General features: G+C 23.9%; 17 protein-coding genes. 3 read left to right on the forward strand and 14 right to left on the reverse strand.

Going from position 1 to position 18,894, the window contains the following annotated elements; translation table 11 throughout:
• Positions 1–7: 7 nt before the first annotated feature.
• The 14 genes from PWP28_RS05610 to PWP28_RS05675 all read right to left on the reverse strand — a co-directional run bounded on the left by PWP28_RS05610 (position 8) and on the right by PWP28_RS05675 (position 16,346).
• Positions 8–823: a PTS system mannose/fructose/sorbose family transporter subunit IID gene (locus PWP28_RS05610; protein WP_308644390.1), complete on the reverse strand. Its 816-nt coding sequence runs from the start codon at positions 821–823 to the stop codon at positions 8–10.
• Entirely contained in the window at positions 813–1,580 is a 768-nt protein-coding gene (agaW, locus tag PWP28_RS05615; RefSeq protein ID WP_109604786.1) for a PTS N-acetylgalactosamine transporter subunit IIC, read from the reverse strand. Before agaW ends, PWP28_RS05610 begins: the two co-directional genes overlap by 11 nt.
• A gap of 17 nt (positions 1,581–1,597) precedes the next feature.
• Positions 1,598–2,077, reverse strand: coding sequence for a PTS galactosamine transporter subunit IIB (agaB, locus tag PWP28_RS05620; RefSeq protein ID WP_109604787.1), 480 nt, complete (start codon positions 2,075–2,077; stop codon positions 1,598–1,600).
• 28 nt (positions 2,078–2,105) lie between these two features.
• A complete protein-coding gene (locus PWP28_RS05625) occupies positions 2,106–3,272 on the reverse strand; it encodes an SIS domain-containing protein (RefSeq protein ID WP_264150676.1) in 1,167 nt (388 codons plus the stop codon).
• A gap of 87 nt (positions 3,273–3,359) precedes the next feature.
• Positions 3,360–4,088 carry a GntR family transcriptional regulator gene (locus PWP28_RS05630; protein WP_264150677.1) on the reverse strand — a complete coding sequence of 243 codons (729 nt, stop codon included), beginning with the start codon at positions 4,086–4,088 and terminating at the stop codon, positions 3,360–3,362.
• A gap of 149 nt (positions 4,089–4,237) precedes the next feature.
• Positions 4,238–4,993, reverse strand: a complete 756-nt coding sequence (locus tag PWP28_RS05635) for a class I SAM-dependent methyltransferase (RefSeq protein WP_264150678.1) — start codon at positions 4,991–4,993, stop codon at positions 4,238–4,240.
• 243 nt (positions 4,994–5,236) lie between these two features.
• Entirely contained in the window at positions 5,237–5,887 is a 651-nt protein-coding gene (locus PWP28_RS05640) for a hypothetical protein (protein ID WP_109604794.1), read from the reverse strand.
• Positions 5,856–7,151, reverse strand: a complete 1,296-nt coding sequence (locus tag PWP28_RS05645; RefSeq protein ID WP_308644391.1) for an ABC transporter permease — start codon at positions 7,149–7,151, stop codon at positions 5,856–5,858. Before PWP28_RS05645 ends, PWP28_RS05640 begins: the two co-directional genes overlap by 32 nt.
• A complete protein-coding gene (locus PWP28_RS05650; RefSeq protein WP_109604796.1) occupies positions 7,148–8,038 on the reverse strand; it encodes an ABC transporter ATP-binding protein in 891 nt (296 codons plus the stop codon). The genes PWP28_RS05645 and PWP28_RS05650 overlap by 4 nt, the downstream gene beginning before the upstream one ends.
• Positions 8,039–8,130: 92 nt before the next feature.
• Positions 8,131–9,321 (reverse strand): HAMP domain-containing sensor histidine kinase, encoded by a 1,191-nt coding sequence (locus PWP28_RS05655; RefSeq protein WP_109604797.1) that lies wholly within the window; start codon positions 9,319–9,321, stop codon positions 8,131–8,133.
• A complete protein-coding gene (locus PWP28_RS05660) occupies positions 9,309–9,983 on the reverse strand; it encodes a response regulator transcription factor (RefSeq protein ID WP_308644392.1) in 675 nt (224 codons plus the stop codon). Before PWP28_RS05660 ends, PWP28_RS05655 begins: the two co-directional genes overlap by 13 nt.
• A 117-nt stretch (positions 9,984–10,100) precedes the next feature.
• Entirely contained in the window at positions 10,101–11,504 is a 1,404-nt protein-coding gene (locus PWP28_RS05665; RefSeq protein ID WP_308644393.1) for a sigma 54-interacting transcriptional regulator, read from the reverse strand.
• Positions 11,501–12,364, reverse strand: a complete 864-nt coding sequence (locus PWP28_RS05670) for a hypothetical protein (RefSeq protein ID WP_308644394.1) — start codon at positions 12,362–12,364, stop codon at positions 11,501–11,503. The genes PWP28_RS05665 and PWP28_RS05670 overlap by 4 nt, the downstream gene beginning before the upstream one ends.
• Positions 12,354–16,346, reverse strand: coding sequence for a hypothetical protein (locus tag PWP28_RS05675; protein WP_308644395.1), 3,993 nt, complete (start codon positions 16,344–16,346; stop codon positions 12,354–12,356). The genes PWP28_RS05670 and PWP28_RS05675 overlap by 11 nt, the downstream gene beginning before the upstream one ends.
• A gap of 159 nt (positions 16,347–16,505) precedes the next feature.
• On the opposite strand from PWP28_RS05675, the gene PWP28_RS05680 reads away from it, so the two are divergent.
• The 3 genes from PWP28_RS05680 to PWP28_RS05690 are packed head-to-tail and all read left to right on the forward strand — an operon-like array spanning position 16,506 to position 18,369.
• Positions 16,506–16,757, forward strand: a complete 252-nt coding sequence (locus PWP28_RS05680; protein WP_305081919.1) for a hypothetical protein — start codon at positions 16,506–16,508, stop codon at positions 16,755–16,757.
• Positions 16,758–16,772: 15 nt separating this feature from the next.
• A complete protein-coding gene (locus tag PWP28_RS05685; RefSeq protein WP_308644396.1) occupies positions 16,773–17,210 on the forward strand; it encodes a PIN domain-containing protein in 438 nt (145 codons plus the stop codon).
• 49 nt (positions 17,211–17,259) lie between these two features.
• Positions 17,260–18,369: a putative CRISPR-associated protein gene (locus tag PWP28_RS05690; protein ID WP_308644398.1), complete on the forward strand. Its 1,110-nt coding sequence runs from the start codon at positions 17,260–17,262 to the stop codon at positions 18,367–18,369.
• Positions 18,370–18,894 lie beyond the last annotated feature (525 nt).

Raw genomic sequence — 18,894 nt, forward strand, 5'->3', positions numbered from 1 at the left:
TCACTTCCTATACTATACCTATTAAATGACCAAATATTCCTATCAAAACAGTTATTCCTATCAACAAAATAGGTGATCTTCCTTTTTTTAAGAGTTTATACATTATCAATGTATAACCAAGAGGCAAAATATTTGGCATTATTTTATCAAGTAAATCTTTTTGAACATCAACTGTAGCTTTTCCAGCATGTATAACAGCTGTAAGATTAAAATTAATATATGAAGCAATTAATCCTCCAACAACTAAAAGCCCTAATATTCCTGCTGCTCTTGAAATTAATTTTGTATTTTCTTTAAGCTTAGTTATAGCACTAACTCCAGTATTATACCCATATCTCATAAGACCAAATCTCAAAGCAAAATGTACTATATTAAAAATAAGTAAAAATACAAAAGGTCCAGCAATACTGCCCTCTAAAGATATAGAAGCTCCAACACCTGCTGCGATAGGTAAAAGAGTCAACCAAAACAATGCATCTCCTATTCCTCCCAAAGGTCCCATAGTTGCTATTTTTATATTTCTTATAGTATCTATACTTTCTTTAGCCTCTTCCATAGCTATAACAATTCCCATTATAAAAGTTACTAAAAAAGGATGTGTATTAAAAAATTCCATATGCATTTTCATAGACTTCGATAAATCATTTTTATTTTTATGAATTTTTTTCAAACCAGGCAATAATGAATATAACCAACCACAAGCCTGCATTCTTTCATAATTAAAAGATGCTTGAAGCAATAAAGATCTCCATGCCATCTTATCCAAATCTCTCTTTGTAATTACTTTTTCTTTACTTCTATCTTCATATAAATTAGATTCCATCTGCATATTCCTCCTTTTTTTCTTCTTTATTAGGTTTATTTTTTTGATTAAAATAATCATACATTGCTATTGAAACTCCTATGAGTGCTACAGCTAAAATAGGAAGTTTTAAATAAGTTACTAAAATAAAACCTAAAATAAGAAAACCAACCTGTTCTTTTTTCAACATTATCTTCAAAAGCATTGCAAATCCTATAGCTGGCATCATTCCACCCGCAACACCTAAACCTTCAATAAGCCATGTTGGGAGAGCCTCAACTATAGTTTGAGCGGATTCTGCTCCTAAATAAACAGGTAAAAAGGCTATTACAGCATAAAATAAAAATAATCCCAAAATAGCTAAATAATTTATTTTTTCTATTCCTTTCAAATTTGTCTTTTCCGCATATTCATCCGCCTTATGCATAACAGGAGACATAATAGTAAACAAAAGTGTAACCATAGCTTGAGCAGCAACTGCAAAAGGAACTGCTATCCCTATTGCAACATTTGGATCTTGATTTGCCAAAATAGCTATAGAAGTTCCTATAACTCCACCAATAACAACATTAGGTGGTTGAGCTCCAGCTAATGGAACCATCCCCATCCAAACTAATTCCAAAGTTGCCCCAGCAATAATACCAGTAGTAACATCTCCTAAAATCAAACCAACAACAAGCCCAGTAACAACTGGTCTATGAATATGAGTCAACCCATTAAACAAATCAATACCCGCTATACCTGCCCATATAGCAATAAGTAAAGCCTGTAAAAACATTCAAATCCCCCCTTTAATTAAAAAAATTTTTTTATATCTTTACCAATTTCATCTGGAACTCTTTGTATAATACATTCAATATTTTTATCTGTAAGTTTTTTAAAAACATTCAAATCATTCTCATCTACTGAAACAGTAGAAGTAATCTGTTTTTTACCCTCAGAAAAATGCATATTTCCAATATTAACCTTCTTTAAAGGAACTCCACCTTCAACAAGCTTCAAAACATCTTCAGGTGTTCTAACAACTATAAAAATTTTTTGATGTGGTGCAGCTTTGTGAATAATATCTATACATTTTTGAATAGAAAAATACCTCGTTTGAACATTTTCTGGTGCCGCCATATCCATAAGACTTTGTTGAACTTGATCCTTTGAAACTTCATCATTTGCAACTAAAATCAAATTTGTTCCAAGATGATTACTCCAAGTAACTGCAACTTGGCCATGAATAAGTCTGTTATCAATACGTGTTAAAAGAATATTTGGTTCTCCCATGTCTAAATCCTCCCTAAGATAAATATTTTTATTTATAAATTTTTACTCCCTTAACCACCCTATTCACCTGACCATTTGGAGAAGGGTTATCGGGATTAATCTCTAACAATACAGAAGAAATAAAAGCATATATTTGAGCTAAAACTAAATAATCAAAATAAATAAGTTCTTTAATATTTAGATCCTCATAAATATCAGAAAAATCAAAATAAAATTCTGTATAATCCTTAATATTTTTAAATCCCTTAGGATCACAAATAAGAATATTTTTATAATTATTCTGAGACTTTATTTCATCAATTAAATCAATTTCATATTTATTAGTAAAATCATCTACATTCAAATAAAAAAATATATCTGTTTCTTCATTCAAAATAGACTTAGGTCCATGTCTAAATCCTAAAAAAGTTTCAAAAGAACTTTCTTTTCGTCCAGAAGTTAACTCCAAAACCTTCAATCTAGTCTCACGAATAAAACCTTTCAAAATATCAGATCCAAGAAAAACAACCCTATTAGATTTAAAATTACAAATATTTTTTATTTTCTTATAATCTTCTTCAATTATTTTTTCAGCTCTTTTAGATATTAAATTAATATCTTTCTTATATAATTCAAAATTATCAATATCGAATAAAATCATTGCTGATAAAAGCATTGAACTAAAACTTCCAGTCATAGCAAAGCCTCTATCATTTGACTTTTCAGGCATCAATATAGTTAAATCTTTTTCGCTGTTTTTAAACCTTTTATAAAGTTCTCCTTCATTATTACAAGTAATTATAATGTTGAATAAATCATCAATATAACTCTCTGCAATATCTATAGCAGCAATACTTTCTGGACTATTACCAGATCTACCAAAAGAAATTAATAATGTAGATTTTTCTCTCAATAAATATTTCTCGGGACTTGTAACCAAATCAGTTGTTGGTATATATTCACTAAAAATATTCTTTTTATATAATAAATATGGAACTAATACCTCTCCTATATAAGCTGATGTCCCAGCACCTGTAAATATTATTCTTAAATCTTTATCTTCTAATTTATTAAATAAATATTTTTCAAAATCTTCTTTTTTATCAATAAATATCTCTAAAACCTGTTCCCATAAAAAAGGCTGTTGACTAATTTCTTCTGCAGTAATAAAACCATTTTCTGATTCATTTATACAATTTCCAAAAAATTCTTTCATAATATCCACCTCTCCAATCATAATCATTATGTCATCATGTTGTTATTACCAGTTGTTCTTAAAAAATAAATAAGCATAAAAACTTATTTATTTTTCAAGAACTACATGGAATTTAAACTTATCTCCTCTTGCTATACTGGTAGTGTATTCAATAATATTATTATTTTCATAAGTTATTCTCTCTATTTTCATTCCATTAATATCTCTATTAACTTCTAAATATTTAGCTTCTTCTTCTCTTATATAAACTGGTTGAAAAACTTCTTCTGCTTTATTAAATTTAGCTTTAAATCTTTGCATAAAAATTTCGTACATTTGTGAATTTTCAAGATCTTCTTTTGTTATTCCAGGAAATCTATTATAAGGAACATACGTTGTTTCTATCATCATAGGCTCATCATCTGCAAGTCTAAGCCTTATAAATTTATAAATATTATCTCCAATATCAATATTCATTTTTTTTGATATTTTTTCATTACAATTTATTATATTAAATTCTATAACTTTAGAGGATGGCTTTTTACCTATTTTTTTCATCTCTTCACTAAAACTATAAAATTTTAGTAAATCTTGTTTAAATCTTTTAGGTGATACAAAAGTTCCCTTACCATGTTCAATATAGATATATCCATCTTTTTCAAGTTCTAATAAAGTCTTTCTAACAGTAGACCTACTAACCTGATAATAATCACACAACTCTCTTTCAGAAGGGATTTTATCATTCTCTTTATACATGCCAGAATCTATTTTTTCTACTATTATATCCATCAATTGATAATACAATGGAATTCTACTTTTTTTATCTATTTTATTCATTAAATTCCCTCCACTTATCATGTGGTAATTACCACTCTTTTTTATAATAACAAAAAATATGATAAACGTCAATTTTTAAAAAAAGGTATTATTAGTATTTAAATACTTTTTTTATCATTTTTCTTTTAATATCTTTAAATTATTATAAATTACTTTTTTCTTATTACAAAATGAATATGTTCTGCTTCACCTATAAAATATGGATCATGGCAGATCTTCAATTCATTGTTTAAAAGTTGTTCAAAATTCTTTTCAATAATATTTTCATCACAATCATCACAAATAACCTTACCAGCTAATTCAATCTTTTCAAAATCATATTTCTTACATATCTCTTCTATATCTTCCGCTGAAAAAGCCCTTGACGTAAAAATACCATCTTCAGATCCTATATTAGCTTTCTTTTTATCATATAAATAATTCAAAGCTAAAAAATCCCCTTGAGAAATTATTTGAGACATAAAAGAATAAAAACTATCAACAGAAGCAATCAAAATACCATCATTTTTCAAAACTCTTTTTATTTCTAAAAGAACTTTATCAAGATCTTCAACATAGCTTAAAACATCACCTTGTGCATTAATTATATCAAAACTTTCATCATCAAAAGGCATATCTTCTGCCAAAGCTTTAATATATTTAATGTTTTTAAAGTTTTTAGTCTTATCTTTACATATTTCAAGCATTTTTTCTGATGGTTCAAGAGCATATACCCTTTCAACTCTCTCAGACAACCAATATGTCCAATAACCAGTTCCAGCACCAAGATCAAGAATATGATATTCTTTTTTTATATATTTTTCTACAAGCTTTTTAGTTATTTCATTAAACAACATCCAATAATAATTATCATACTGTGTATCATACTTATTTGCTATCCTATCATAATAAATCCATGATTTCATCTTACAGCCTCTCTTAAACTTATAATTTTATAATAAAATTATAACATATATCGAATTTTGAAGTTTGTCATTTCTAAAAGATTATTATATAACCAATTACATATTTCAGATTAAATATCATTGCATTCATTCCTCACCTTTAGCTATTTGAATAGTTCCTTTTAAAAATCAATTCATAGAAAACATATTAAAATCATAAAAGCCAGACTTTAAAAATCTGACTTTTATGATTATTTGTTATTTTTATTTATTATTCTTTTTTATTATTATTGCCAAAATTATCAAAAGTATACCAGATATTAAAATTGGTAATTTAAATTTAAAATCTCCGTTAGACATTGAAAAAAGAAAAAAACTTTTCAAAAATTTATTCCCAGAAAAATTTAAAAGATAATACATCAAAGGTATCATATATGAAAAAATAAAATTATTTGTAATCGCAGATGAAAACATTCCAAGCCCTCCTAAAAACAAGGCATTTGAAAGTGTCCCTGTAAAATGAACTAAACTTATATCGCAATTTCTAAATTTCATATAATATAAAAAAAGTCCAAAAACAATAATTAAATATATAATAGAATATATAACTCTTATTATATAAATAAAATACAATTCAAACGGCTTTGACGAAATAAGTTCATATATTTCTTTATCTTGTTCTGAATCAAAAAGATTAGCTAAAATCAAAATACCCATGAGAGAAACAAACATCTCAAGAGGTATAGCAGAAGCCTCTTTATCTAAATTTGAAATCCCAAATAATACAGGAGTTAAAAAAATAGAAATAATTGAAATAAAACATTTTTTTAAAAAAGTATTGTTAAAATCTATTCTTAAAATAATAAATAACCTTTTGAAGAACTCAGGAGTGCTTTCTGAATAATCTAATTCCATGAATTATCCCCCTTCTCTTCAAATCATAAATTAAAACAGTTACAAAAACTAAAATTATAGACAATAAAAATAAAGAAACTCTATTAAAATATAAAGTATTTAAGTTATCAAAAAAAATCTTAGAATTTCCCAATTCATTATGACGAGGTATCAAAGAATACTTCAAAAAGCCACCTTCCATATAAGCAACTCCAAAATTTAAATCTAACCAATGCCAAAAAAATTGAACTAATATAGCAATGGGAGTCTCTGTTAATTCCGTTAAAAGCATTCCAACAGCTAAAGAAGCCATAACAGTTGGCAATACCCATACAAAATCATATTTCAAAGCTGCAAAATAATCCAATTCAAACCCTTTATACAAACCCCATGTAGGAATATTTGAAATATAAGATAAAGCAATAACAATAATCATATAAGACAAAACTAAAGCAAAATATCTATAAAAAATCAATTTAAAAGACGATGTTCTTCTGGTATATATCAATTCTTGCACTTTAGAATACTTATCACTCAATGAAATAGAAACAGCTAGAAACACAGGTATAAAAGAAGCTATTATTCCCATATAATCACTAAATAATCTTGAATAAGCTCCCGTAAAATTATCTTTTTCCTTAATATAATTATAATCTTCTAAAGCTTCTTCATAACTCTTATCAACAACACCAAATCTTTTAATATAAACATCAGAATACTTAGAACCTCCACCTATTAAATCATCGACCTCATTCATATAATTTGAAAATTCTTCATAAGTAATACTATCTTTAGGATTAAGATTATCATATATATATTCATAAGTATCATCTTTTTTAGGAATATATATAGAAAAACTATCTTTATTATCTTTAGAAATAGAATCTTTATCAAAAACTATATTATTTTGCTTATAATTCTCATCTTCAACATTACTCAAAAGAATTTTTTTAGAAATTCCAGTAATATCAGATATTATTTCAGACATTCTTTCTATCTTTTCACTACTCAACTTAACATTTTTATACAAACCAATCGGATATGCAGTATAATTATTACGTGAAAATTCAAAAAATAAAGATTCCAAAGCTGCAGGCATTATTATTTCTGGAATTTCTTCATAATTCGAACCATAATCTTCTTGACCAAAAATAGGTTTTTCTATTTCATGATTTTTAAAGTTAAAAACTCCTTGAACTTGAATCATTACTACAGTCAAAATCAAAACAGCTAAAAATGTTTTAGAAAAGATTATCTTTTTAAACTCTTTTTTAAACAACATCATACTTCAACTCCATTTCCTGAAGTAGTTTTATCCAAATAAAACATATAAGCATCTTCTATATTAGGAGTACATAACTCTGCATCAGTTACCAAACTCTCAGATATAAATCTAACAATAACTTTATCTCCAGAAGTATGCATTCCAGTTATCTTATATTTTTTCTTAAGAATTGGTAATTCATTCTTATTAGTAGTTATTTTATAAACTTTATTATTAGCTTTTTCTATTAAATCATCAACTTTTCCATTATATAAAAGACTACCTTCATTTAAAATGCCAATCTTTTCACATGTAGCTTCTATATCTCCAACTATATGTGTAGAAAGAATTACAATTCTATCAGTTGAAACTTCACTCAAAAGATTTCTAAATCTCACTCTCTCTTCTGGATCTAATCCTGCAGTAGGTTCATCAACTATCAAAATTTTAGGTTCATGTAAAAGTGCCTGAGCTATACCAAGCCTTCTTTTCATTCCACCAGATAAAGCTTTAATTTTCATATTTTTTTCTTCTATCAAATTAACTTTTTCAAGCATATACTCGATTCTTTTATTCAATACTTTTGTAGAAATTTTTGATAAACAACCAAGATACTCAAGAGATTCATAAACTTTCATAGAAGGATAAATAGAAAAATCTTGAGGTAAATACCCTATATTCTTTCTTATCTGTTTAACATTTTTTATATTAATTCCACAAACATCTATATCTCCACTTGTATAAGTCAAAGTTGAAGCTATAATTCTCATCAAAGTTGTTTTTCCTGCTCCATTTCTTCCAAGAAGTCCAAACATTCCTTTTTCAATAGATAAATTTATATCTTTTAAAGCCTGTTTCTTTCCATAAAATTTGTTCAAATTTTTTATAATTATTTTATCTTCTGACATAAAATGTCTCCTTTCATTCATCTTTAAAAACATTTTAAAATAAAATTATCAACTTTTTATCTACAAAAAAAAGATTCGGATAAATCCGAATCTTAAAATACAGCTTCTACAAAAGCTCCATCATTATTATAGATTTTTAAAAAACCTCCATGCTTTTCGCATAAAGTCTTACATATATAAAGACCTATGCCAAAATGAATACCCTCTTTACCTTTTTTAGAAGAATAAAATGGATCTGAAACACTTAAAATATCATCTTTAACAAAACCTTCTCCATCATCTGAAATAGTTAATTTGAAATAATCTTCATTATCTAAAATTATATTTATAGTACTTTTCGAAAATCTAATAGAATTAGATAAAATATTCTCATAAACTTGCATTATCATTGAAAAATCTCCAAAAATAAATTCATCTTCAATATTATTTGTAAAATTCAAAATAAAATTTTTGCATAATATATCAGCAGTTTCTTTCATTCCTTTTATCAAATCTTTCATATAAATTTTTTCTTTTTTTATTTCAATACTCTCTATACTCTGTATTTTATTCATAGTTTTGGTATAATCTTCAAGTCTATTTATATGGTTTTTCATAGTATTTAAAACATCAATTGTCTTTTCAACAGAGATTTTATTCATTGGAATATATTTCAATAACATTTCATTCTGACCTTTCAAAACTGTCAACGGAGTTCTTAAATCATGAGAAAAAGCTGCATTTATTTTTCTTTGATTATTCATTATTCTCCACATCTCATAATTATTTTCTTGAAGAGTATACCTCATCTTTTCAAATGAACAACATAAATCACCAAACTCATTATCATTATTACATTTTATTTCAAAATCAAGGTTATTTTTAGATATATTATCCGCTGCAATACCCAAAATCTCAAAATTAGGCTTTAATAATTTATTATAAAAAATTACAGATGCAAAAATCACTGAAATTAAAAACCAAAAAGGAATCAAAAAACTCTTTAAAATATTTAAAACATCATAAAAAAATTTATCCATTTTAGAAAAAAAAGAAATAAGATCTTTCTTATAAAAATAAACCATACCTTCTAATTTAGAACCATTATTTAAAACAATTTCACCTTCTTTTAAATCTTTTTCAAATCCCTTTTGATACTTAGAAAAAATAAGCTCTACTCCATAATCACATAAACTCGAACTTATAAGAGATAAACAAAATGCTATCAAAATACATGTAGATGTATAAAATATAAAATGTGATTTTACAGACATCCTACTAAATTTAGAAATTAACCATTCCATTTATATCCTACTCCCCAAACTGTTTCAATAACCTCTTTAAGATCAAAACAGTTCAACTTAAATCTGATTCTTCTTATATGCTCTGCAACAACAGAACTATCTCCTTCACTATCAAATCCCCATATACGCTCATAAATAAGCTCCTTGTCATATATTTGTCCTGGATTTTGAGATAAAAGTTCTATTATATCAAACTCTTTTTTTGCAAAACTTATAAATTCATCATTAAAATAAACTTTTCTCTCCGAATAATTTATAGTCAATCCTTTTTCAAACTTAACCTTAGAAATATTTTGTTTTCTTCTTTCTCGTCTCAAATGAGCAAATATTCTTGCTCCAAGCTCATCAATAGAAAAAGGTTTAACTATATAATCATCTCCACCAGCACCAAACCCTTTTATCTTATCACTATTTTGAACTCTTGCCGTTAAAAATATTATGGGACAAGATACAAAATCTCTTATTCTCTTACAAACCTCTAATCCATCTATATCATTCATATTAATATCCAAAAGTATTAAATCTGGGTTATTTTCAGATCTCTTTATAGCTTCTTTCCCACATGAAGCTGTAATTACTTCATAATCATTTATCTCCAAATAATCTTTTATCATACTCAATATATCTTCTTCATCATCTACAATTAAAATTTTTTCTTTCAAAAAAACACCTCCTCTGTATACAATTATAATAGTAAAAATTCAACTTTTTATCAAATTTTTTTAAAAAAAATAGTAGTGAATAATTCACTACTATAAAGTAAAATTACTATCGCTTATTCAAAATATTATATGTTCAGGTAATATAATATCAATTTCATTATAAATAGCTCTATTAACAGCAAACTTAATAATATATTCTAACTCTCTAAAATTACCGGGATATTCATAATTTTCCAATTTTTTTATAGCTTCCATAGATATCTTATTAACCTTATAAAATCCATTATCTCCTAAATCATTAATATATGGATTCTGCATAATAAAACTTATTAAAAATCTCATATCTTCTTTTCTTTCTTTAAGAGATGGAATTCGTATTTTGTACTTAAATCTATGATATAAATCAGTTCTAAAATCATTATTTATCATCATATCTCTTAAATTTCGATTTGTTGCACCTATAACAAAAGTAGGAACAGGAATTGATTTTCCATCATAACCTTCAGGATTTATCTTATAATCATCTAAATAAAGTAATAATTTAGTTTGTGTTTTTGTAGGAATCTCTGCAATTTCATCAAAAAAAACAAAATTACCTATATTATTTAAAAGCCTTCCTTTTCTGTCTTCATCTGCTCCCGTAAAAGCTCCTTTTGCATTACCAAAAATTTCACTATCTATTAGATTTTCAGATATATTAACAAGAGAAAATTTATATAAAGAACTTTCTTTTACTTTATCTGATATTATACTTGCAAGTAATGATTTTCCAGTACCAGTTTCACCTTCAATTAATAAAGATGGAAGTTTAAAATCTTCTCTAAATTTTTTATTTAATATTTCAGAAATCTCATTTATAGAATTAATTGATTCAGTATCTTTTTTTAAGTTCAAGAATGATATTTCATTAAAGCTATTTTTAAAATCTTTTATAATAGAATTCAATTGATTATAAAAATTTCTCATACTCGGATCTAAAAACATACTAACATATTTTTTTTTACTATAAAATTCTTTAGTTTTATTGATACTTTTAAAATCCATCTTAAATTTCCAATCTAAATCTTTAAAAGTATATTTTTTATTAAAATAGCTATCTCTTCCTTCATTACTTAATTTACTATTTAAATCTCTTATTATTTCCTTTAATAATTTTTCTAATTTTCCTTTTTCTTCTAATTCAAATTCCAATCTTTTCTTTCTAAAAACACCAAGTACTTCATACTCTGTCATAATATCAAATATACTATCTTTCAAATTTTCTTCGACTAATAATATAAACTTATATTTTGAAATGTTATTTTTATAAATTTTTTTTATTTTTAATCCAGTTTTATCTTCAAAGTCATTATTAAATTTATATTTTTTAAAAAAAGTCTCATCTACAATGCAATATTTTATATTTTCATTTAATTCATCACTAAACAAATCTTTTTCAAATTTTTCTTTTTTATATTTAAATTGTTTATCTAATGATTCTATAATTTCAGAAATCAAATCATAATTATTAGTATAAATCATTTTAAATCACCATAAATTTCTAAAATATTTTTTAAATTATTCATAACATAATCTACTTCTTTTTTTACTCTTTCATCATTATATAATGAAATAATTTCTTTCAATTCACACTTTCTTTTTTCCTCTGTCAAATCTTCTCTATTAGAAAATAATAAAGCCCAATACACAAATAATTCAAAATTACAATCAAAATTATAATAAAATTTATACTGTTCAAAAATATTTTTATAATTTTTTTCACCTTCATCAGTAAAATAAAACTTTAAATTATTCATAAAAAGATCAAAATTATAATATTCAAACATAAAAACTCTATAGTTATAATATTCCAAATTTTTTTTAGAACTCTTCCTGTATAAAAGTCTCAAAGGATATTCTTTACCATTTGGAAGTCTTATAAAATAATAAAAATTTAATTCTTTACTTAATCTAAAATATTCTAAATTATTCTTTTTATCATTTCTAACCATAGTATTCTCTATTGTATTTTTATCTAAATTTATAAAAACAGGAATACTTCGAAATAACTCACTAACTTGATTCACAATACTTTTATTCGATGATTGAATCAGTAATTTATATTCTTTTTTTGTCTTATAAACATTAATATACAAACTTCTTTTAGTTTTTAAAGGAACTTCTATATTATTTTGTATAATCTCATTTCTCTCAATTTCTGTATTTGAATAATCATCATCACTAAAATCATCATATTCATCTTCATATTCTTGATTATTATTATTAATTAAACTATTAGTTTGAATTATATCTTTATCTTTATTAAAACTCTTTCTCTTTTCTATATTTTTTTCCTTATTTTTATTTTTATTTTTTGAACTTCCAACTTTCTTATCTATCATCATCACCCCCGATAACATAAAAGTTTCTAAAACTTGTTTCTGTATACTTCTTATCAAAATCTATGTCAGTTAATACACCATACCCAGATTCAAAACTCATAGTTGTAAAAGGACCCCTATACAAATAATCAGAAAAATAATCTTTTACAGATTTATATAATTTATTATTTTTTAACGACTCTTTTTTAGACAATAATTTAGTAAAAGAGTATAAAATTTCAAAATATATGGAATTAATATCAAACTTACTCAAGATATCTATCCCTTCTATATCAAAAAAATTGTCTATAAACTTCATATAACTATTATTATTTTCTTCAAAATTATATGAAAAAGCTTTATTGCTTATAGTAATTATAGGAAGAGAACTATCTCCAGCATGAAATGTTTCCATAGATAATTGTGTTCCTCTTTCACCAAGTAAATGCCCAGTAAAAACTCCTATATATTCTCCAACTTCAAATTCATTTAAAGTAGATAAATCATTCCCCAAATATTTTTTAGATATTTCAAAAACATTACTTGAAGTTTCAATAATCTTAGGACTTAATATAACTAATTCTTTAAAATTTTTATACTTATCTATATTATCTTCTGTTAATTTTATAATCTCATCATCAATTTTAATATATCTATTTAAAAAATCATATATTGAAAATTTCTTTCCCATTTCTAAATTAAATTCTTCATAGTCATCAAAATCACCAATATAAATATTACCAAGTAATTCAACCAATTTTCTTGTAAAATAACCTGCATCAGCAACACCAAGCTTTTTGTCCATTAAAGATCTTCTCGCTCTACTTGAAAGACCCCCTTCTTTAAAATAATCTTCCACTGAAATTCCTTTTAAAAAATTATCTTTTGATATACCTTCAATCTTATCATATAATTGCTCAAACTGTGATTTCTTTCCTCTACATCCAGAATCTTCTATATATTTTAAACTATTTTCAGATTTGTTATCTTCTATTTCATAAATAGATAAAGTCAAATTTTTCTCAGTAGCTATATTTAAATACTTATGAAGTTTTTCTTTAACATAATCTGATACAGAATCATCTCTTTTTGCTTCTGATAATTCTTTTACTATCTCACTTTTTATCTCTTTTTTATTAAAATTCTTATCAATATAAGCTCCATAAACAATATCCTGATCTATTGAATAAGATAAACTACCATCTCCAAGTTTAAAAGGATTATTTGATGGTAACATCTTATTTAGTTCACAATAAATCTTCTCATTCTGAACAGTTGGATAATAAACAGCCATTGTATCACCATCAAAATCCGCATTAAATGATTCACAAACGAAAATAGGAAGTCCTATAGTATAATTAGACCAAAATTTAGGATAAAAACTCTGCATAGATTGTCTAAATAAAGAAGGTTGTCTATTCAATATAACCATTTTTTTATTATCATTAAATATTTCATTTAATTTTTTAGCAATTTCAATTCTTTTTTTATAATCACCTTGCAAACCATTTTTAATATTCTTAACATTTAATTTTTCATTATCATTTTTAATCATCTCAAGACCAAATTCAATAGGTAAAATAACATCATCTATAGTCAATTCAATATCTTGACCCGTATATGTATTCATATTTAATTTTGGTTGAGGTGTAATGACAGTTCTACCAGAATTATGAAGACGATGAGATAATATAAAACTTCTAATAAAACCTTCTTTTTTAAAAAAAAGTTTTTTAAAAAGATTTTTATAATACTTAGATTTTTTTATATCTACTTTATTTTTTTCTTTTATAAATTTATTCATTTTATTTTTAAAATCATTTTTATCATTAACTTTAATATAAGAGTTTATATCAATTTTATCCTCATCTAATAATTCAACATTACTTAAACTCCATTTAGAAATATTATTTTTTAATTCTAAACTTATGCCAAATTCTTTCAATAAAAGTTTTAATATATCATCAGAATTTTTTTTGTTTTTAATTGAATTATTATTAGAAAATAGATTTATTAATTCAGTATTATTATAACCATACAAACACCAAAACTCCATTTCTCCAAATTTTTGTCCCCCATTATTAGATTTTCCTTTATACGGTTGATTTGTAAATCTACTTATTTCAGCTTTATTTACAAAATGTATTTTATCTCTAACACAATGATCTAATCTAACAAAATATTGATATCCTGAAACTAAATTCCAATTAAAATTTTTATATTTAACTTTAAATCGTCCATAACTATCAGAACCAATTTTAACTAAAGAATTTATAATTTTTTCTTTATAAGAATATCCATTAACAAAAGGTGATACACATTTTTCAAATTCACAAAAATCAGAATGAATTTGAGCCATAGAAGAATGAACTTCATATAATTGACCTATATTCATTCTTGATACAACTCCAAGAGGTGACAACAACATATCTAAAGTATATTCTTTATCTTTTATAAAAACTTTAGGCATTATTTCATCATCTACAATCTTAGATATAGTTCCTTTATTTCCATGTCTACCCATTACCTTATCTCCAACCTCTAAAGGTTTTTCAACTTCATATACTATTTCAAAATCAATCATAGGTCCAAAATCATCAAAATCAATTTTATTTTTATATGAAGGTATTATTTCAGGTAATTTTATGACTTTAGCAGAATATCTTCCATCATATTTAACTGATTCCACTTTCTTTTTTTGATCATTATATTTTTCAACTCTAAATAAAATATCACCATAACTAACTATACTTCCTAAACTTACTTTCCAATCAATAATAATTTTACTTTTTGATTTATAATTTAAAAAATATTTCCATTGATTATTTTTTTCTTCATATGATTTTTCAAAATCATTCATACCCAATTTATCATCTTTAAAATAAATATCATATTTTTTAATTTCATTAGCAAATACCTTCATCTTATCAGCAAAAGATTTCGATACAACAATACCATCCTCAAAATTAAAACCTTCAAATAATCCATAAGCAATTAAAGCATTAACCCCTATACTTTCCAATTCTTTCCCAGTTGAAATATAAGGTAATTCTGCTTTAATTACTTTTAATGATTGTTTTAAATTTTTAGCTCCCATTAAAATTCTAACCGCATCAGAATGTAGAATAAAAGGAACCTGATAAGAAGCAAAAGATAATAAATTCTTTGCTGAATCATCTTTTTTAGAATTTATAAAATTCAATTTTTTAAAATCATATTTCAAATATTTACTATCAACAAGACTCAAAGTTAATCCTATTTTTTCAGACTCTGGAGTTTCCAAATAATCTAAAATATATTTTTGAGAATCATGTTGCATTCTAAGAGATCTTGAAACTTTATCACTTGGATAAACTACTTTTCTTGGATTAGTATAATTTTCTATATAATTTAAATCATTCGGTATAAAAAATACGGGAGTCTTTTTCCAAATATAGCTTTTTTCGCTTTTTTGTTCTCCTTTTAAAAATAATTTTTGAACTGAAACTCCTATTTTTTCACTAAACTTATTAATTTTATATAATTTATAATTATCTTTCTTATTAATTTTATTTTCTTCATTTAATAAACCTATCAGATAATTCAAAATAGCCAAATAATAACCTTGTAAAATAATTTTTTTATTTATATCCATAACTTTTTTATTATCATCACTTTTAAAATCAAAACCATCAAATATTACCCAAGGAGAATACATTTTTCTATTCAAATTATAAAAATATCCTTTATCATCTGGATATAAAATCAAAATTTCTTTTGCTTCGTAAAATATTTTCTTGTTATCTTCTTCATAAGAAAATTCTAAATCACATAACTCGCCAATAAAATCTCCAGAATCATTGTATAAATTATCTATAAAATTGTAATTCAAAATAGAAGATTTCAATTTTTTAAGATAATTATCTGGTAAATTAATATCTTTAAAATTTTCAATTAAAAAATTCTTATAATTCGAATAAAGATCTTTAATATTTATTTTCATAAACTGTTCAAATATACTCATACTTAAATCCCCCTTAATCAAAATAAATTATTAAAAAAATTATAATTTCTATAAAATAATTGTAGCATAAAAACCTCTAAATAAAACATTTTTAAAAAAAACATTCATTTTTTGTCTATTAATAATTTGAAACAAACAAAAAATAAGGAGGTGAAAAAAATGAAACAAATATACTTATCTGAAACAGCACAAAAAAAATTAAATAAATTTGGAATAAGCAGAAAAAATATAATCGATGTAATAAAATTTGGAAAATATTACAATTATAAAAACTATAAAGTTTATTATATTCCAAAAAAAAAAATTATGAAATACAAAAATTTAGAAATATATAAAAACCTATTCATAATTTCTGATAGTAAAAATATAATAAACATACAAAAAACAGATAAATTAAAAATATTAAATTAATAGAGGTGAACACCATTGAAAAACATAACAAATCTAAAAAACATAGCAAAAAAATCTACTCCAATTATATTAGATACAAATTCATTAATAAATAATTTAAATAACTGCAAAAATTTAATAGAAAACTACAAAAATATAATAATACCATTTATGTGTATAGAAGAATTAGAAAAATTAAAATCAATACCACAAACTCATTACATAGCTCAAAAAATTATAAAAGTTCTTAACAAATATTATGAAGAAGATTCCATAATTTTTACAAATTCTTATCCAAATTTATTACCTGTAGAATATCAAGAACTAAATCCAGATAATCTAATACTATCTGTATGTTTAAATTATAAAAAAAAAGAACCTATGTTTATAACTTCAGATAAATTATTACAAATAAAAGCTAAAACCCTAAGTATTAAAACTTATGAAATAGATGAACTATTTATAATTTATTAATTATGATATACTCTTTTTAAGGGTAAAGGAGGGAATTAACGTGAATACTATGATTTCAACAACAGGAGCTAGTATGCTAAGAACATTAAACACAGATTATAAAGATCTATTCGAACAAAATAATTTTGAATCAATAGCAAAAAAGCTATTAGAAAAAGATCCAGATGAAAGAAGAAGGATATCAGCAGAAATAAATTCTATTGAAAGTATAGTAGATGAAAAATTTATACTTGAATTAAAAAATTTACACATATTAATATCTGATACTGAAACTGGTAAAAAAATAGGTGAAATTTTAAAAATCTATTTTCAGAATTCTAAAAAATATAAATTTGAAAATGTATTAGTAGAAAAAATTGAAAGATTAGATGACTCAAACAGAAATGACTTTAAAAGATATGGATTAAAAAATCTAATAAAAAAAATGGCAGAAATAAACAGAAAAAATTATGGAAAAACTTTAATAAATGCAACAGGTGGATATAAAGCACAAATTGCTTTTGCTCTTGCTTTAGGACAAGGAATAAATATTCCTGTCTACTATATGTTTGAAAGGTTTCCAACAGTTATAGAAATGCCACCACTACCATTAACTTTAGACACATCATATTATATAGACTATATATATTTCTTTGAAATATTTGAAGATGAAGGTTTTATGGATTATACTTTAGAATTAGAACAACAATATAAAACATTACCAGAACAAATAAAAATCTTATTTAATATAGAAAAAATAGATCAAAAAAAATATATAGAATTAAATCCAATGGGTCAAACATTTTTAGAATCTTGTAAACAAAAATTAGAAAGAAACGAAAAACAACTTAAATTAGAAGAAAGAAAAAATGAAAATATAATATTTCAAAACAAAAATAATGAAGCTCATGCCGAAGAAATAATATTAAAATATAATGTAAAAAAAGAATTTGAAAAATTAAATTTTATAGAAATGATATATATAATAGGAAATTCAGAAACAGATAGAGGAAGAATCCCTCATAAAGTAAAAATAATGAATGACGAAATAAAATGTAGCATATATACAAAAAAAGGAATTTTAGATTTTAAAATAAAAACAACCGCTAAAAATAAAGAAGAATTAATATTAGCAAAAAATTTAATATTAAATCATATCGAAAATAAATTTAGAAAATAAAAATTCAAAATACTCCCTAAGTAAAATTAATAAGTTTAACTTAGGGAGAACTTTTTATGATATAATTATAATGATGATACACAATATACCTCATGGGGTATATTTACATAAAATTACATATTCATTAACAACTAAATTTATAGAATTTATATTCTAATTTCTTTTTTATATTTTTTCCTTTTTGTATACTTTTTCTTTATTATTCCTTTCTCTACAATTACCTATTTTAATACATTTTTTTGATTATATATTTCTCTATTTTTATGTAAACTTTTTGTTTTAGTATTTTCCTTTATTACAATTGTAAATTTTGTTAATTTTTAATAAACTTTTATAATACCCTTTATTTATACCTTTTACGTTTTTTATTACCGTTTTCTTTTTCTCTGTAATATATAGTTACTTCTTTGTTACTCTTTTTTTTAGCTCCTTATTTATTTATTTTTTGTTCTGTGTTATAATTATATTGTATCTTTTATAAGATATCTTATTACTGTCCTTATATATCCTTTATGGGTTAGAAAC

This window comes from Oceanotoga sp. (assembly GCF_030445905.1).
GTDB classification, from domain to species: Bacteria; Thermotogota; Thermotogae; order Petrotogales; family Petrotogaceae; genus Oceanotoga; species Oceanotoga teriensis.

Excerpts from the sequence above, each read along its gene's own strand:
- PWP28_RS05610 (WP_308644390.1), bottom strand. The coding sequence starts at position 823 with ATGGAATCTAATTTATATGAAGATAGAAGTAAAGAAAAAGTAATTACA.
- agaW (WP_109604786.1), bottom strand. The coding sequence starts at position 1,580 with ATGTTTTTACAGGCTTTACTTATTGCTATATGGGCAGGTATAGCGGGT.
- agaB (WP_109604787.1), bottom strand. The coding sequence starts at position 2,077 with ATGGGAGAACCAAATATTCTTTTAACACGTATTGATAACAGACTTATT.
- PWP28_RS05625 (WP_264150676.1), bottom strand. The coding sequence starts at position 3,272 with ATGAAAGAATTTTTTGGAAATTGTATAAATGAATCAGAAAATGGTTTT.
- PWP28_RS05630 (WP_264150677.1), bottom strand. The coding sequence starts at position 4,088 with ATGAATAAAATAGATAAAAAAAGTAGAATTCCATTGTATTATCAATTG.
- PWP28_RS05635 (WP_264150678.1), bottom strand. The coding sequence starts at position 4,993 with ATGAAATCATGGATTTATTATGATAGGATAGCAAATAAGTATGATACA.
- PWP28_RS05640 (WP_109604794.1), bottom strand. The coding sequence starts at position 5,887 with ATGGAATTAGATTATTCAGAAAGCACTCCTGAGTTCTTCAAAAGGTTA.
- PWP28_RS05645 (WP_308644391.1), bottom strand. The coding sequence starts at position 7,151 with ATGATGTTGTTTAAAAAAGAGTTTAAAAAGATAATCTTTTCTAAAACA.
- PWP28_RS05650 (WP_109604796.1), bottom strand. The coding sequence starts at position 8,038 with ATGTCAGAAGATAAAATAATTATAAAAAATTTGAACAAATTTTATGGA.
- PWP28_RS05655 (WP_109604797.1), bottom strand. The coding sequence starts at position 9,321 with ATGGAATGGTTAATTTCTAAATTTAGTAGGATGTCTGTAAAATCACAT.
- PWP28_RS05665 (WP_308644393.1), bottom strand. The coding sequence starts at position 11,504 with ATGATTTATACTAATAATTATGATTTGATTTCTGAAATTATAGAATCA.
- PWP28_RS05670 (WP_308644394.1), bottom strand. The coding sequence starts at position 12,364 with ATGATAGATAAGAAAGTTGGAAGTTCAAAAAATAAAAATAAAAATAAG.
- PWP28_RS05675 (WP_308644395.1), bottom strand. The coding sequence starts at position 16,346 with ATGAGTATATTTGAACAGTTTATGAAAATAAATATTAAAGATCTTTAT.
- PWP28_RS05680 (WP_305081919.1), top strand. The coding sequence starts at position 16,506 with ATGAAACAAATATACTTATCTGAAACAGCACAAAAAAAATTAAATAAA.
- PWP28_RS05690 (WP_308644398.1), top strand. The coding sequence starts at position 17,260 with ATGATTTCAACAACAGGAGCTAGTATGCTAAGAACATTAAACACAGAT.